Consider the following 15,481-nt stretch of genomic DNA (forward strand, 5'->3'; position numbering starts at 1 on the left):
GCGGCCAGGAACCGGTTCGCAAACCCGATCATTGCGGAAACCCCCGCTGCCGGATCAGGTGGCGGACGTGGGGTTCCCCGGCGTTGGCGGTGAGGCCGTACGCGTAGGCCTCCAGCTCGCCGTCCACCGCGGTGCCCCGCTCGTAGTGCTGGCGCAGGTGTTCCTCCCACGTCGCCACGGTGAACGTCTCGACGAACGCCGTCGGGTTCGCGACGTCCTGGTACAGCCCCCACGAGGTCGCCCCGGTCCGCCGGCGGGCCCGGCCGACCGGACGCATCGCGCGCACGAACGCCGCCGCGTTCTCCGGCGGCACCGACCACTCGGCGATGACGAGCACCGGCCCGTCCGTCGGGTCCGGTCTCGTCTCGGCCACCGGCTCCGGCCAGTGCCGCGCAGTCGAGACGTCGACCCCGGTCTCCCCCAGCGGGAGCACCCGCATGCTGACCGCGGTCACCGCGGCGAGCGCGGCCGCGGCGACCACGAACGCCGCCCGCAGCGAGGCGAGGTCGGCCAGCAGCCCCCACCCGAGGCCGCCGAGTGCCTGGCCACCCATGAACACCAGCTGGAAGTAGGCGAGCGCGCGGGCGCGGGTCCAGGCCGGCAGCAGCACCTGGGCGCTCGCGTTCAGCGTGGCCTGCACGGCGATCCAGGCCACCCCGGTCACCAGCAGGGCCACCACCGCGACGGCGGTCGACGAGGTGAGGCCGGTGACGGCCATCGCGACCGCGTAGGCGAACCCGGACCAGGACACCACCGCGTCGGTCCCGATCCGCTCGCGGAGCCGCGGCACGCCGAACGCGCCGAGGACCGCGCCCAGGCCGACGCTGGCGAGCAGCAGCCCGTACCCGCCCGCGTCGAGGCGCAGCTGGTAGCGCGCCAGCGCGGGGAGCAGCGCCCACAGGCCGCTGGCGAACACCATGAACAACGCCGAGCGGACGAGCACGGTGGCGAAGCGGGGCGCGCTCCCGACGTAGCGGCGGCCGGCCCGGATCGCGGCACGCAACCGCTCCACGCCCAGCGGTCGGCGATCCTGCGGCCGGCGCCAGCGGACGAGCACGGCGAGCACGGCGAGGAAGGAGGTGGCGTTGAGCGCGAAGGTGGCCGCGGGCCCGACGGTCGCGATCAGCAACCCGCCCAGCGCCGGCCCGACCGCGCGGGCCACGTTGAAGTTGACTCCGTTGAGGAGCGCGGCGTCGGCGATCTCGTCCCGGTCGACGAGCTCGGGCTGGATGGCCTGGAACGTGGGCACGCACAGCGCCTGGCCGACGCCCATCAGCGCGATGAGCGCCAGCAGCGACGCCGGGGTGATCGTGTGGGCCGCGGTGAGCGCGGCCAGCGTGCCCGCGCCGAGGAACATCAGCGTCTGGCCGGCCAGCAGGAGGCGCCGCCGGTCGACGATGTCGCCGAGCGACCCGGCGGGCAGCACCAGCAGGAAGACCGGCAGCGTCGTGGCGACCTGGACGAGGGCCACGGCCAGCTCGCTGGTGCTCAGGTCGCCCATGAGCCATTGCGCGCCAACGGTTTGCGCCCACGTGCCGACGTTCCCGGCGAACTGCGCGAGCCACAGCGCGCGGAACATGCTCCGCCGCAGCGGTGCCCACGCGGGTGGGTCACGGCCCATGCGCGCGGACCTCCTCGTACAGCTCGAGGTACCGCTCGGCCATGACCGCCGGGCGGAAGCGCTCCGTTGCCTCCTTCGCGCATGCGGCGGGGTCGATCTCCTGGCACGCGGCGAGCAGCGCGGCGAGGCCGGCCTCGTCACCGGGCTCGGCGAGCAGCCCGGTCCGGCCGTGCTCGACCAGCTCGGGCAGGCACCCCCGGCCGAAGCCGATGACCGGGCAGCCCATGGCCAGCGCCTCGGTCACCGCGGTGCCCCCGGGCTCGTCCCAGGTGATGGGGAACAGGGCGGCGCGGGCGGTGCCCAGCAACCGCTCGAGCTCGGCGCCGTGGACGGTGCCGACCCAGCGCACCCGGCGGCCGTCCACGTGCGGGGCGATCTCGTCGCACCAGTAGCGCACGTCGGGGTTGGCCAGGATGTCGAGGTCGGTCGCGAGCGCCCGGTCGAGGGCGGCCCGGTCGTGGAACGGGCCGACCGGGCCGGCGAGGACCAGCGGCCGGTCCAGCTCCCGCGCCACCCGGACGGCGACGTCCTGTCCCTTGCCGGGGGTGATCCGGCCGAGCACGGTGACGTGCTGCTCCTTGGCGGGGACCGGCCGCTGGTCCGCGCCCTCGGCAAGCGGGGTGGCGAGGTGCACGTGACCGAGGCTGCGGGCACGCAGCGACGCGGGTGCCTTGCGCAGCTGGTCGGCCGACACGCCGTTGACCCACAACCGCTCGCCGCAGTCGAGCGAGGCGTAGAACTCGCGGTGCTTGCCCAGGTCCCAGTGCGCCGTGTGCAGGGTCGCCACCCCGGCCGCCGCGAGCGAGCTCAGGCCCACCACCTCGACGTGGTCGTGCACGAGGTCGATGTCGGCGCGCCGGCGCAGCTCGGTCAGCACCCGCTGCAGGTGCGCGTGCGCGATGCCGCACACCCGGTTGTAGGGCTCCTGCAGCCGGCCGAACTGGCCGTGCTCGTAGAGCGCGACCCGTTCCTCGACCGGCAGCGTGCTCGCCCCGACCGTCGCCAGCACGACCCGGACCCCGCGCCGGCGCAGCTCGGGCACGAGCGTCGCCACCACGTTCTCGATGCCGCCGTAGCCGTGTGGCGGCACGGGCAACCACGGTCCGGCGTTGACCAGGACGGTCATCCCCATGGCTGGTGCACCTCCAGGCTGGCCAGCGGCGGTCTCTCCACAACGGACAGTTCGGTGAGGACGAGCTCCCTGTCCACTCCGGACAGCGTCCCGCCGCGGTGGAACTGGGCCAGCGTCATCCCCACCTGCCCGCCGGCCGGGCGGCCGGCGCGGGCGAGCCGGTCGAGGACGGTCAGCAGGATCTGGCTCGACATCACGCCGAGGTGGTGCGTGCTCTGGTGCCGGTGCCGGCGCACGCCGAGGTCCACCTGGGCCAGCGCGTCGAGGCCGCACAGTCCCAACAGGTCCACCAACTGTCCTATCTCGACTCCGTAGTGGGTGACGAACGGCAGCCGGACGAGGACGTCGCGGCGGCCGGCGTACTCGCCGGCCAACGGCTGGACGAACCCGGCGAGCTGCGGCCAGTACAGGTTGAGCAGCGGCCGGGCCACCAGCTCGGTCACCCGGCCACCGCCGTCGGCGTCCACATCGGTCCGCTGCTCGAGTGGACGGTGGTAGAAACCCTTGACATAGCACACTTCCGGCTCGGTGAGCAGCGGGCCGAGCAGGCCGGTGACGAAGTGCGGCACGAAGTCGCGGAGATCGCCGTCGACGAACGCGACGAGATCACCGCTGCTCGCGGCCAGGCCCTTCCACAGCGCCTCGCCCTTGCCGGCCATCGGCTCCAAAGTGGGCAGCACGTCGTCCTGGCGCACCACCGTGGCGCCCGCCGCCTCGGCCACCGCCGCGGTCCGGTCCCACGAGCGGGAGTCCACCACGATCAGCTCGTCGACGAGTCGCGCCTTGTCCATCAGGCAGTCCCGCACCGTCGCGACGATCGGTCCGACGGTCCGTTCCTCATTCCGGGCGGGAATGACCACGCTGACGCGCTGCCCGGACTTCATCGCGGCGAGCTCGTCGGCTCCCCAGCATTCGGCGCGGTAGCTGCGCCGGGGTAACCAATTGTCCACTGCGGTCCGCAGTGCGTGGGCGCGATCCATGGGCAGGCTGCCTTTCCCCGGGTGCCGGGGGAAATTCCCGCTGGGTGGTGTTTAAACCACGAGCCCTCGGCTAATCCGCACCCTCGTGGCCGGCTCGCTCACCCGCGGGCGGGCAGCTCTCGGTCTCGTGCGCGGCAGGTGAGGAAGATGACCGCTTGTCGGATCGGATTCGTGGGCGCGGGCGGCGTCGCGGCCAGGCATGCCCGCATGCTCGGCGAGCTCGGCGACGTGCGCCTGGTGGCGGTCACCGACCCGGTGCCGGACCGGTGCCAGCAGTTCGCCAGCGCCTTTGGGATGCGGGCCGCCCCGGGACTGGCCCAGCTGCTGTCCGCCGACCTCGACGCGGTCTACGTGTGCGTGCCGCCGGTCGCGCACGGCCCGATCGAGGAGGCCGTCGTCGGCGCGGGCCTCGCCATGTTCGTGGAGAAGCCGCTCGGCCTGGACGAGCCCACCGCCGACCGCGTGTCGGCGGCCGTCACCAGGGCCGGGGTCACCACCGCGGTCGGCCATCACTGGCGGTACGCGGCCACCGTGCGGTCCGCCCAGCGGCTGCTGGAGGGCCGGGCCGTGCGGCTGGTTCTCGGCTCCTGGTTGGACAAGGTGCCGCCGGTGCCGTGGTGGACGCACCGGGAGCAGTCCGGCGGCCAGGTGGTCGAGCAGGCCGTGCACGTGCTCGACCTGGCCCGGCTGCTCGTCGGCGAGGTCGAGGAGGTGTGCGCGATGGCCGGCGGCCAGGCACCCGGCCCGGGCGCCGACGTGGACGCGGCCACGGGTGCCGTGCTCCGCTTCGCCGGCGGCACGGTCGGCACGCTGGCCGCCACGTGCGTGCTGCGGGGCAAGCACCGCGCCGGGTTGGAGCTCTACGCCGACGGCTTCGAGCTGAGCCTGGCCGAGAACGGCATGCTGGCCCGCGAGGGCGACGCCGACCCGCGCTGGTGGTCGGTGAACCCCGACGTGGCCAAGCGCGCGGCCGACGAGGCGTTCGTCGCCGCGGTGCTCGGCCGGGCGGCGGCCGTCCGGGTCCCCTACGCCGAGGCGTTACGCACCCACCGGCTCGCCTGCGCGATCTCCACCTCGGCCGCGACCCGGCGGCCGGTCCTTCTCGGGACGGAGCCCCATGCCCGGATCTGAGCGGACCCTGATGATCGAGGCACCCCGGCGCGCGGTGGTGCGCACCCACCCGGCCGCGCCGCCGAGCGACGGCACCTTCCACGCCCGCACCATCTACAGTGGACTGTCCGCCGGTACCGAGCTGAGCTTCTTCAAGGGCACCAACCCGTTTCTCACCTCCCGGTGGGACGCCGACCTGGGGCTGTTCCAGCCCGGCGCGGAGGCCGGCTACCCGGTCCGCAAGCTCGGCTACATGGAGGTCGCCACCGTCACCGCCAGCCGGTCCGCCGGCGTCGCGGAGGGCGCCACGGTCGCCATGACCTACGGCCACCGCTCGGGGTACCGGGGCGACCCGCTCGTCGACCGCGTCGTGCCGCTGCCCGCCGACCTCGACCCGCTGCTGGGCATCTACGTCGCGCACATGGGCCCGATCTGTGCCAACGGCCTGCTGCACGCGGCGGCCGAGCTGCACGGCACCGACGTGCGCGAGCTCGGCGACGGCGTCCGCGGGCGCCGGGTCGCCGTCACCGGGGGCGGCGTGGTCGGGATGCTCACCGCCCTGTTCGCCCGCTTCCACGGCGCGGCCGAGGTGGTGCTCGTCGAGCCCACGCCCCGGCGCCGCGCGGCCGCGGCCGCGCTCGGCCTCGACACGCTCGACCCGGACGCGGCGGACCCGGCCGTCGAGCTGAAGGCCCGGTGGCCGCACGCGCCCCGGGACCGGGGTGCCGACGTGGTGTTCCAGTGCCGCGGCCGGTCGGCGAGCCTCGGGCTGGCGCTGCGGCTGCTGCGCCCGCAGGGCACGGTCATCGACCTCGCCTTCTACCCCGGCGGCGCGGGTGAGGTCCGGCTCGGCGAGGAGTTCCACCACAACGGGCTCGCGATCCGGTGCGCGCAGATCGGCCGGGTACCGCGTGGCCTCGGGCACCTCTGGGACCGCGAACGCCTCTCCGCCGAGACGATCGACCTCCTGCGCGTCGAGGGCGCCGCGATCGCCGCCACGCTCGTCACCGACCTCGTCCCGATCGAGCAGGCCCCCGGACTCCTCGCCGACCTCACCGACCGGCGCCGGCACGCGATGCAGGCGGTGTTCACCTTCGGCGAGTCGTGACGGGCCGGCAGCCGGCAAACGACCTTCGCGGGACCGGTTTGTGCCTCGTCCGGGCGGGTAGTTCCGGCACTCGCCCGTCGCGTCCACGAGGGGGTCCATCGTGAGTGTCGACCTGAGGCCGGTCGCCGTGCCGACCGCGGTCACCCGGCGCGGGTTGCGCGGCTCGGCGCTCCTGCGGGTGTTCCAGACGACGGACCACAAGCAGATCGGGGTCCTCTACCTCATCACGTCGTTCGGCTTCTTCCTCATCGGTGGCGTGATGGCGTTGCTGATGCGGGGCGAGCTGGGGTATCCGGGGCTGCAGTTCCTCTCCACGGAGCAGTACAACCAGCTGTTCACGATGCACGGCACGATCATGATGCTGCTGTACGCGACGCCGAACGTGTTCGGCTTCGCCAACGTGGTGCTGCCGCTGCAGATCGGCTCGCCCGACGTCGCGTTCCCGCGGCTGAACGCGCTCTCGTACTGGCTGTACCTGTTCGGCGCGCTGGTGACGGTGTCGGGCTTCGGGACCCCCGGCGGCGCGGCCGACTTCGGGTGGTTCGCCTACACCCCGCTGTCGCGCGCGGAGTACTCGCCCGGCGTCGGCGGCAACCTGTGGGCGGTCGGGCTGATCCTCAGCGGCCTGGGCACGATCCTCGGCGCGGTGAACATGCTGACCACCGTCGTGTGCCTGCGCGCACCCGGGATGACGATGTGGCGGATGCCGATCTTCACCTGGAACATCTTCTTCACCTCGATCCTGGTGCTGCTGGCCTTCCCGATCCTCACCGCGGCACTCTTCGGGCTGCTGGCCGACCGGGTGCTGGGTGCGCACGTGTTCGACCCGGCCAACGGCGGCTCGATCCTGTGGCAGCACCTGTTCTGGTTCTTCGGCCATCCGGAGGTCTACATCGTCGCCCTGCCGTATTTCGGCATCGTCAGCGAGATCATCCCGGTGTTCAGCCGAAAACCGCTGTTCGGCTACAAGGGCCTGGTGTTCGCGACCATCGCCATCACCGGGCTGTCGATGACCGTGTGGGCACACCACATGTTCGCCACCGGCGCGGTGCTGCTGCCGTTCTTCTCGTTCCTGTCGTTCATGATCGCGGTGCCGACGGGCATCAAGTTCTTCAACTGGATCGGCACGATGTGGAAGGGCCAGCTGACGTTCGAGACGCCGATGCTGTTCAGCCTCGGCTTCCTCGTGACGTTCCTGTTCGGCGGGCTCACCGGGGTGCTGCTCGCCGCGCCGCCGATCGACTTCCACGTGCACGACACCTACTTCGTGGTGGCCCACTTCCACTACGTCCTGTTCGGCACGATCGTGTTCGCCACGTTCGCCGGGATCTACTTCTGGTTCCCCAAGATGACCGGCCGCATGATGAGCGAGCGGTTGGGCCGCCTGCACTTCTGGACCACGTTCCTCGGCTTCCACACCACGTTCCTGGTGCACCACTGGCTCGGCGCCGAGGGCATGCCGCGCCGCTACGCCGACTACCTCCCGTCCGACGGGTTCACGACGCTGCACGCGATCTCGACGGTCGGCGCGTTCGTCCTCGGCCTGTCGGTGCTGCCGTTCCTCTGGAACGTCTTCCGCAGCTACCGCTACGGCGACCCGGCCGGCGCGGACGACCCGTGGGGCTTCGGCAACTCCCTGGAGTGGGCGACGTCGAGCCCGCCGCCGCGGCACAACTTCACCGAACTGCCGAGGATCCGCTCCGAGCGCCCCGCGTTCGAGCTGCACTACCCGCACATGGTCGAGCGCTTCCGCGAGGAGGCGCGACAACATCCGGGGCGCGGTCAGCGGCGACCACCCGCGCCCTCGGAGGTGGCCGCGGCGGCCACCGAGGCCGGCGGGCCCGGTGGCCAGGACAGTGGCCAGGACAGTGGCCAGGACGGTGGCCAGGACGGCGCCGACGACCCGCGCGACAGCTGACGCGCGGCCAGGAGATGCCATGCTGTCACTCGAGTTCCGACACCGCGTCCGCGCGAAGCTGTGGCTGCTGCCGCTCCTCGTCGTCCTCGCCGCGTTCCTGCTGTCGCTCGTGACGGTCGCGATCGACCGGCACTACGGCGACCACCTCATACCCCGGTCGATCACCGGCAGCGCCAGCGCCGCGAGCGCGATCCTCAGCACCGTCGCCTCGGCGATGATCACGATGACCACCCTGGTGCTGACCATCACCATGGTGGCCGTGCAGCTGGCGATGGGCCAGTTCTCCCCGCGGATCGTGCGTGCGCTGCTGCACGACCGGAGCAGCCAGCTGACGTTCGGCCTCTTCGCCGCCACCTTCACCTTCGCCATCCTGGCGCTGCGCGAGGTGCAGGCGGTGGACAGCGGGGCGGTGCCCGGCATCACCGTGCTCACCGCCTACCTGCTGATGTTCGCCAGCATCGTGACGCTGTTCCTCTACATCCACAGCTCGGGGAACTCGTTGCGCGCCGCGGGTCTCATCGACCTGGTCAGCGACCAGCTGCGGGTGCAGCTCGACCGGTGCTACCCGGCCGGCCGGCCCCCGCGGGCCGACCCCGCCGTCATCCCCGCGGCCGAGCCGGGGATCGTCTGCGACCTCGACCGCAGGAGACTCGTCAAAGCCGCCCGGCAGGCCGGGTGCGCGCTCGAGCTCGTGCCGATGCTGGGCGACTTCGTCCCGGCCGGCGCCGACCTGTTCCGGATCCACGGCGACGCCGGGCGGCTCGACCGCGCGAAGGTCTGCGGCCTGGTGATCCTCGGCAACGAGCGCAAGCACAAGGACGACCCGACCTACGGCTTCCGCGAGCTGGTCGACATCGGCGAGCGCTGCCTGGCGCAGCCGTTCACCGACCCGACCACGGCCGTCATGGTGATCGACCGGCTGCACGACTGCCTGCGCCAGATCGCCCCGCGCCCGTTCCCGGACGGCCGGCTCCGGGACGCGGACGGCGAGGTCCGGCTCGTCGAGCGGTCGATCAGCTGGGACGGCCTCGTGCGGCTCGCGTTCGACGAGCTGCGCCTCGCGGGGGCCGCGTCGCCGCAGGTGCCCCGCCGCATCCGGGCGGTGCTCGAGGATCTCCGGACCGTCGTGCCGGCGGAGCGGCGCCCGGCGCTGGACCGCCAGCTGACCCTGCTCACCGCGGCCGTCGAGCGCTCCTACCCCGACCGCGCGGACGTCGAGGCGGCTCTCGTCAGCGACCACCAGGGCATCGGCTCCGGCCCGGACCTCGAGCTCGCCGCCGCCTGGTCAGCCGATCCGGGCGGGCCGCCGCTGGAAGAGGGTGTAGAGCCACACGAGGCTCGGGATGAGCAGCACGGCGCCGACGGTGACGGAGATCAGCAGCACCCGAAGCACCGTGGGGTGCGCCGCGGCGCGGTCCACCGTCGTGTCGGGCAGGAGCATGACCGGGTACTGGGCGAGCGCCCAGGCCCACAGCAGCGCGGCGACCGCGACGCCGGCACACACCCGGGCAAGCACGAAGCGCCGGGCCGCGAGGACGGCCATCGACGCGATGCCGGCGGCCGCGGAAAGCACGACGACGGGTAGCGCGGTGCCGATGAGCCCGTCGAATAGCCGCGGCGAGTCGGCGTGGAGCACGAGGATGCCGGCCAGCGCCAGCGCCCCCGCCACGAGCGCGGCGCCGATCGCCCGCCGGCGGAACGCGGTCACCAGGTCCGCGGCGCCCGCGCGCCGGGCGTCCGCGCAGAGGTACACGGCGGCGAGGTAGGCGGCGATGGCCACGGCCAGGGTGCCCGCGAGGATCGAGGTCGGGTTCCACCAGCTCGTCACGATGTCACCGGCGGCGATGCCGAGCGGGATGCGGCCGGAGGCGATCCCGCCGGCGACCGTGCCGAGGAAGAACGGGGTGAGGACCGAGGACGCGGCGAACGCGGTGCCGAACAGCCGCCGGTAGCCCAGCTCGGTGATGGTGTTGCGGAACGCGAACGCGGAGCCGCGGGCGATGATGCCGAGCGCGACGAGCGTGAGCGGGAGGTAGCCGGTGGACGCGACCGAGGCGAACACCGCCGGGAACGCCGACCAGCACAGCACGAGGACGAAGATGAGCCAGACGTGGTTGGCCTCCCACACCGGCCCGATGGACTGCTCGATGAGCTTGCGCTGGCGCTCGCCGCGGCGGACGTCGCCGGCCACGAGGTCCCAGAACCCGCCGCCGAAGTCGGCGCCGCCGAGCAGCACGTAGGCGGTGAGCCCGGTCCACATCACTACGAGCAGCCAGTCGGCGGTGCTCATCGCTCGACCCTCTCGGCCTGGTCGTCCGGTGCCTGACCGTCCGGCCCCTGACCGTCCGGCCCCTGTTCGTCGGGCCCCTTTTCGTCCGGCGCCGGCTGCTGCTGTGGCGCGAGCGGTGCCTTGCCCACCCGGCGCAGCACGAACACGGTCGCCACGGTCAGCAGGACGTACACCACCGTCACCGCGGCCAGCCCGCCGACGAGCCCCGGCACCGGCGTGACCGCGTCGGCGACCCGCAGGTGTCCCCACACGATCCACGGCTGGCGGCCGACCTCGGTGGTGGTCCACCCGGCCTCCAGCGCGATGACGGCCGCGACCCCGGAGCAGGCCACCGCCCGCAGGAACCAGCGCGACGAGGGCATCCGGCGGCGGCGCAGCCACACCACGAGCAGCCAGATCGACAGGGCGAGCAGGGCGAACCCGAGCGCCACCATGATCTGGAACGACCAGTGCACGACGTTGACCGGTGGCCGGTCGGCCGGCGGGAACTCCTCGAGCCCGATGATCCTGGCGTGCGGGTCCCAGTGCGCGAGCAGCGACAGCCCGTCGGGGATCTCCAGCGCGTAGCGCAGCTGGCCGTCGACGTAGACGCCGCCGATGTGCAGCGGCACCCCGTTCGCGGTCCGGTACACGCCCTCGATGGCCGCGAGCTTGGCCGGCTGGTTCACGGCGAGGAACTTGCCGGCCCAGTCGCCGACGCCGATCTGGATCGGGGTGATGATCGCGGCGACGGTGAACGGCACGAGGAAGCCCAGCCGGTGGTAGCGGTCCCGGCGCCCGCGCAGCATCCCGACCGCGTAGACGCTCGCGATGCCGAACCCGGCGACCATGAACGCGGCGAGGATCATGTGGACGGTCTGCGGGGGAGTGGCCGGGTTGAACATCGCGGCCCACGGGTCGACGTCCACCACGCGGCCCTGGTCGAGGTCGAACCCGCGCGGCTGGTTCATCCACGCGTTGGCGCTCACGACGAAGAACGCGGAGGCCACCCCGGCCACGCACACCGGGATGCCGGTGAGCAGGTGCACGCGCGGCGGCAGCCGGTCCCACGCGTAGAGGTAGATGCCGAGGAAGATCGCCTCGAGGAAGAACGCGAAGCCCTCGAGGGTGAACGGCAGGCCGATCACCTGGCCGTAGGTGGACATCAGGCCCGGCCACAGCACGCCCATCTCGAAGCTCAGGATCGTGCCCGACACCGCGCCCACCGCGAACAGCACGCCCATCGACTTCGCCCACCGATGCGCCAGCAGCCCGTAGGCGTCCTCACCGGTGCGCAGGGACCGCCACTCCGAGAACACGGTGATGGCCGGCATGCCGACCCCGAAGCACGCGATCACGATGTGCCAGCCCAGCGACAACGCCATCTGGGACCGTGCGGCCACCAGGTCCGCCGGTGCCGCCGCGAGCACGGGGTGCACCCAGCTCACGGCCCCTTCCCCCGCTGCGGACCGGCCGGTCCCGTCGCCTCGCCCATGGTCAGCTCCTCCCCGCGAAGGAGCCGGGCTACCCCGGAACCGCACCGCTAACCGGCCAGCCGAAAATCATGGACGCGCCACGTTTTCGATGAGCCCGACCGGTATCTGCCAAGGTCAGCGCCGCCCGCCATGCGAGAAGCTCCCCCTGCTGCCCGACGTGGGCGGATCGACCTGGTCGTCCCAGCTGGTGGGCGAAGTGGCCGGATGATGGACGCGCCTTCTAGTCTCCGCTCGCGAGGTCGCGCCGGACGGGCGACCTCTGATCGGTGTGGGAGGGACTGCGATGGCTCCGAGATCCCGGCTGGCCGGCCTGCTCGCTGTGGGTGCCGTGCTGCTGAGCGGCTGCAACGCGGCGGCCAACTCACCAGGCGGCGACGGCGGTGGGAACGGCCCGTCCCTCGTGCTCGTCACGCCCAACCCGGTCGGGGTCAACGACTTCCTGCGGCTGGCGGTCAAGGGCGTGGAGGACGCGGCCAAGGAGCACGACGGCAGCCAGAAGGTCTACCAGAGCACCGACCCGGCTTCGCTCCAGCAGAACGTGGCGGCCGCGGTGCGCGACGCGCCGGACGTGATCGTGGCGGTCGGGTTCAACTTCGCCGACGTGCTCGCCCAGCAGGCCGAGCAGCACCCGGACCAGCAGTTCCTGTTCGTCGACTCGTGCACCGCCAAGCCCTACCCGAACGTGACCTGCGCGGTGTTCCGCGAGTACGAGGGCGTCTACCTCGCCGGCGCCGAGGCGGGGCTGCTCAGCAGGTCCGGCAAGGTCGGCGCGGTGGTGGCGCTCGACACCCCGCAGTTCCACCGCTACTCCGACCCGTTCGGCCAGGGCGCGCGGAAGGTCAAGCCCGCCACCACGCTCAGCCCGCTGTTCATCGGCGGCTCGAACCCGTTCAACGACCCGGGCCGGGCGAAGGAACTGGCCGCGACGCTCGCCGGCCAGGGCGTGGACTACGTGATGGGCGCGGCGTCGGCGTCGGGCAACCTCGGCGTGTTCGAGGCGGCCAAGGAGCACGGCATCTTCGCGTTCGGGGTGGACGCGAACCAGTGCCCGGCGAGCCCCGGCCAGGTCGTGGACAACGTGATCAAGCGGACCGACGTGGTGATCTCCGACGGCGTCTCCGCGATCCTCGACGGCAAGAAGGGCAAGGCCCGCTCCTACGGCGTCGAGGAGGAGGGCATCTCGCTGACCGGGCTGCAGCCCGGCGTCGAGAGCTCCAAGTGCCTCATCGCCGACCACCCGGACGTCCTCGAGCAGGTGGCGAAGCTGCGCGACGACATCACCGCGGGCACGATCACCATCGATGACCCAGCACAGGCCTGAGCCGCCGGCCGTCGAGCTGCGCGGCATCGTCAAGCGGTTCGGCGCGGTGCTCGCCAACGACCACGTCGACCTCACCGTGGCGGCCGGCGAGATCCACGCGCTGATGGGGGAGAACGGCGCCGGAAAGTCCACGCTGATGGCGATCCTCTACGGGCTCGTGCGGCCGGACGAGGGTGCGATCGAGCTGGCCGGGCGGGCGGTGTCGTTCGCCTCCGCCGCGCAGGCCATCGCCGCCGGGATCGGCATGGTGCAGCAGGGCTTCGCGTTGTTCGACTCGCTGTCGGTGGTGGACAACGTGGTCTACGGCGCGGAGCCGACCCGGCGCGGGCTGCTGGACCGCCGGGCGGCGCGGGCCGCGGTCGCCGAACTGATCGAGCGGCACCAGCTGCGGCTGCGGCCGGGGGACCGCGTCGGCGACCTGCCGGTCGGGGTGCGCCAGCAGGTCGAGATCCTCAAGCTGCTCTACCGGCGGGCCCGGGTGCTGATCCTGGACGAGCCGACGGCCGTGCTCACTCCGGCCGAGACCGGCCGGCTCTTCGCGGTGCTGCGGGACCTGGCCGCCGAGGGGCACCCGGTGCTGCTCGTCACCCACAAGCTGCACGAGGTGGAGGCGGTCAGCGACAACGTGACCGTGCTGCGGGACGGGCGGGTGACCATGCGCGGGCCCACCGCCGCCACCGGCCGCGCCGCGCTCGCGACCGCGATGACCGGCCGCGAGGTCGACCTGGACCGGGTGTACCCCGCTGGGCGGCCCGGTGCGGAGGCGCTGGCGGTGTACGGCCTGACGGTCCACGGCGACGGCCGGCCGGTGCTCGACGACGTGTCGCTGTCCGTGCGCGCCGGCGAGATCGTCGGCATCGCGGGGGTGGCGGGCAACGGGCAGACCGAGCTGGTCGCGGCCATCGCCGGCCTCCTGCCCGCCGCCGGTGCCATCGTGCTGGGGGAGCGGGACATCGGCGGGCTCGGCGTGCGGGAGCGGCGGGCCGCCGGGATCGCGCACCTCCCCGAGGACCGCGCCGAGGTCGGCTCCGCACCGGGCGCCCGCCTCGCCGACAACCTCGCGGTCGGCTTCCACCGCGGGCCCCCGCTGGTCCACAGGGGACTCCTGCGGGCGGCCGCGATCCGCCGGCACGCCGAGCGCGTCATCGAGCGGTTCGGCGTCCGCGCGTCCGGCCCGGCGGCGCCGATGCGCACGCTGTCCGGTGGCAACCAGCAGAAGGCGGTCCTCGGCCGGGAGCTCACCCACGAGGCGCCGGTGCTGCTGGTCGAGCAGCCGACCCGCGGCGTGGACATCGGCGCGGTGGTCGGCATCCACACGGAGCTGATCGCCTACCGCGACGCGGGGCACGCGGTGCTGCTGGTGTCGGCGGAGCTGAGCGAGATCCTGGGGCTGGCGGATCGGATCTTGGTGATGTTCGAGGGCCGGGTGGTGGCCGAGTTCTCGAAGGCCGGGGCGGACGCGGACGCGATCGGGTTGGCGATGGCCGGGGTCGCCCCGTGAGGGACGTGCGCACCGTCGGCGTCACGGTGGTCGCCGCGCTCGTTCTCGGGGCCGGGTTGCTCGCCGCCACCGGGGCCGACCCGCTCAGCGCCTACGCGGCCATCGTCGAGGGCGCGTTCGGGCCGGACGGCATCCAGGACACGCTGGCCTACGCGGTCACGGTGGTCGGCATGGCGACCGCGCTCGCGATCCCGCTGCGGGCCGGCCTGGTCAACCTCGGCGGCGAGGGGCAGCTGGTGCTGGGCGCGATCAGCGCGGTCGCGGTCGGCCTGCACGTGCCGGGCCCGCTCGGGGTCGTCGCGGCCCTGGTCGCGGGGGCGCTGGCCGGCGGGGTCTACGCGGCCGCGGCGGCGTTGTGCGAGACCAGGCTGGGCGTGCCGCTGCTCGTCACCACCCTGCTGCTGAGCTACCCGGCGATGTCCTTCGCCGCCTACCTCGTCCGCTTTCCCATGCGGGACCCGGGATCCAGCCTGCCGCAGAGCGGTCAGCTCCCCCCGGACGTGCGGCTGCCGCAGCTCGGCGGGAGCGGGCTCACCGTCGGTCTGTTCCTGATCGTCGCCGCGGTCGCGGTCTACGCGGTGGTCGACGCGCGCACCCCGGCCGGGTTCGAGGCCAGGGTCACCGGCTGGGGACCGCGGTTCGCCGAGTACGCCGGGATCGACCGGCCCCGGCTGACGCTGCGCCTGCTGGCCTGCTCGGGCGGGCTCGCCGGGCTGGTCGGCGCGGTGGTCGTGCTGGGCTTCCCGTACCGGTTCATCGACGGCGCGCTGATCACCCCGCAGTACACCTGGATCGGCCTGCTGGCGGCGTTGCTGGCCGCCGCGAGTCCACTCGGGACACTGGCGGCGGCGGTGTTCTTCGCCGCACTCACCAGTGGCGGGTTCGCCATGGAGCGGGCCACCCAGGTGCCGCGCGAGCTCACCGCGATCCTGCAGGCCGTGCTGATCGTCTTCCTCGCCGCGACGACCGGGTTGCTGCGCAGGCGAAGGAGCGCGGCATGATGACCGCCGACGTACTCTTCGCCG

General features: G+C 73.1%; 11 protein-coding genes and 1 pseudogene. 7 read left to right on the forward strand and 5 right to left on the reverse strand.

Going from position 1 to position 15,481, the window contains the following annotated elements; translation table 11 throughout:
- Positions 1-28: 28 nt before the first annotated feature.
- Genes VGD70_RS10950 through VGD70_RS10960 form a run of 3 tightly spaced genes read right to left on the reverse strand, consistent with a single transcriptional unit; the run spans position 29 to position 3,733 of the window.
- A complete protein-coding gene (locus VGD70_RS10950) occupies positions 29-1,621 on the reverse strand; it encodes an MFS transporter (RefSeq protein ID WP_331080727.1) in 1,593 nt (530 codons plus the stop codon).
- Positions 1,611-2,753 carry a glycosyltransferase gene (locus VGD70_RS10955; protein ID WP_331080728.1) on the reverse strand — a complete coding sequence of 381 codons (1,143 nt, stop codon included), beginning with the start codon at positions 2,751-2,753 and terminating at the stop codon, positions 1,611-1,613. The genes VGD70_RS10950 and VGD70_RS10955 overlap by 11 nt, the downstream gene beginning before the upstream one ends.
- Positions 2,744-3,733, reverse strand: coding sequence for a glucosyl-3-phosphoglycerate synthase (locus VGD70_RS10960; protein WP_331080729.1), 990 nt, complete (start codon positions 3,731-3,733; stop codon positions 2,744-2,746). Before VGD70_RS10960 ends, VGD70_RS10955 begins: the two co-directional genes overlap by 10 nt.
- A gap of 147 nt (positions 3,734-3,880) precedes the next feature.
- On the opposite strand from VGD70_RS10960, the gene VGD70_RS10965 reads away from it, so the two are divergent.
- The 4 genes and pseudogenes from VGD70_RS10965 to VGD70_RS10980 all read left to right on the forward strand — a co-directional run.
- Positions 3,881-4,864, forward strand: coding sequence for a Gfo/Idh/MocA family oxidoreductase (locus tag VGD70_RS10965; RefSeq protein ID WP_331080730.1), 984 nt, complete (start codon positions 3,881-3,883; stop codon positions 4,862-4,864).
- Entirely contained in the window at positions 4,851-5,951 is a 1,101-nt protein-coding gene (locus VGD70_RS10970; protein ID WP_331080731.1) for a zinc-binding alcohol dehydrogenase, read from the forward strand. Before VGD70_RS10965 ends, VGD70_RS10970 begins: the two co-directional genes overlap by 14 nt.
- 100 nt (positions 5,952-6,051) lie before the next feature.
- The gene (gene ctaD / locus VGD70_RS10975) at positions 6,052-7,869 is read left to right on the forward strand and encodes a cytochrome c oxidase subunit I (protein ID WP_331080732.1); all 1,818 of its coding nucleotides are present in this window, start codon (positions 6,052-6,054) and stop codon (positions 7,867-7,869) included.
- Between the two features lie 19 nt (positions 7,870-7,888).
- Positions 7,889-8,968, forward strand: a pseudogene (locus VGD70_RS10980) (DUF2254 domain-containing protein); the annotation flags it as partial.
- 186 nt (positions 8,969-9,154) lie between these two features.
- Here the strand turns inward: VGD70_RS10980 and VGD70_RS10985 are convergent.
- Together VGD70_RS10985 and VGD70_RS10990 are read right to left on the reverse strand one after the other, a co-directional pair.
- On the reverse strand, positions 9,155-10,159 hold the full coding sequence (locus VGD70_RS10985; RefSeq protein ID WP_331080733.1) for a cytochrome d ubiquinol oxidase subunit II: 1,005 nt from the start codon (positions 10,157-10,159) through the stop codon (positions 9,155-9,157).
- Positions 10,156-11,586: a cytochrome ubiquinol oxidase subunit I gene (locus VGD70_RS10990; protein ID WP_331080734.1), complete on the reverse strand. Its 1,431-nt coding sequence runs from the start codon at positions 11,584-11,586 to the stop codon at positions 10,156-10,158. The genes VGD70_RS10985 and VGD70_RS10990 overlap by 4 nt, the downstream gene beginning before the upstream one ends.
- A 331-nt stretch (positions 11,587-11,917) precedes the next feature.
- On the opposite strand from VGD70_RS10990, the gene VGD70_RS10995 reads away from it, so the two are divergent.
- Genes VGD70_RS10995 through VGD70_RS11005 form a run of 3 tightly spaced genes read left to right on the forward strand, consistent with a single transcriptional unit; the run spans position 11,918 to position 15,457 of the window.
- Positions 11,918-12,955, forward strand: coding sequence for a BMP family ABC transporter substrate-binding protein (locus VGD70_RS10995; protein WP_331080735.1), 1,038 nt, complete (start codon positions 11,918-11,920; stop codon positions 12,953-12,955).
- Positions 12,936-14,456 (forward strand): ABC transporter ATP-binding protein, encoded by a 1,521-nt coding sequence (locus VGD70_RS11000; RefSeq protein WP_331080736.1) that lies wholly within the window; start codon positions 12,936-12,938, stop codon positions 14,454-14,456. The genes VGD70_RS10995 and VGD70_RS11000 overlap by 20 nt, the downstream gene beginning before the upstream one ends.
- The gene (locus tag VGD70_RS11005) at positions 14,453-15,457 is read left to right on the forward strand and encodes an ABC transporter permease (protein ID WP_331080737.1); all 1,005 of its coding nucleotides are present in this window, start codon (positions 14,453-14,455) and stop codon (positions 15,455-15,457) included. Before VGD70_RS11000 ends, VGD70_RS11005 begins: the two co-directional genes overlap by 4 nt.
- The last annotated feature ends 24 nt before the right edge of the window (positions 15,458-15,481 follow it).

The organism is Actinophytocola sp. (genome assembly GCF_036402745.1).
In the GTDB taxonomy this organism is placed as follows: domain Bacteria; phylum Actinomycetota; class Actinomycetes; order Mycobacteriales; family Pseudonocardiaceae; genus Actinophytocola.

Bases quoted from the DNA above. Each gene is read 5' to 3' on its own strand.
- VGD70_RS10950 (WP_331080727.1), bottom strand. From the start codon at position 1,621: ATGGGCCGTGACCCACCCGCGTGGGCACCGCTGCGGCGGAGCATGTTC.
- VGD70_RS10995 (WP_331080735.1), top strand. From the start codon at position 11,918: ATGGCTCCGAGATCCCGGCTGGCCGGCCTGCTCGCTGTGGGTGCCGTG.
- VGD70_RS10960 (WP_331080729.1), bottom strand. From the start codon at position 3,733: ATGGATCGCGCCCACGCACTGCGGACCGCAGTGGACAATTGGTTACCC.
- VGD70_RS10955 (WP_331080728.1), bottom strand. From the start codon at position 2,753: ATGGGGATGACCGTCCTGGTCAACGCCGGACCGTGGTTGCCCGTGCCG.
- VGD70_RS11000 (WP_331080736.1), top strand. From the start codon at position 12,936: ATGACCCAGCACAGGCCTGAGCCGCCGGCCGTCGAGCTGCGCGGCATC.
- VGD70_RS10970 (WP_331080731.1), top strand. From the start codon at position 4,851: ATGCCCGGATCTGAGCGGACCCTGATGATCGAGGCACCCCGGCGCGCG.
- VGD70_RS10965 (WP_331080730.1), top strand. From the start codon at position 3,881: ATGACCGCTTGTCGGATCGGATTCGTGGGCGCGGGCGGCGTCGCGGCC.
- VGD70_RS10985 (WP_331080733.1), bottom strand. From the start codon at position 10,159: ATGAGCACCGCCGACTGGCTGCTCGTAGTGATGTGGACCGGGCTCACC.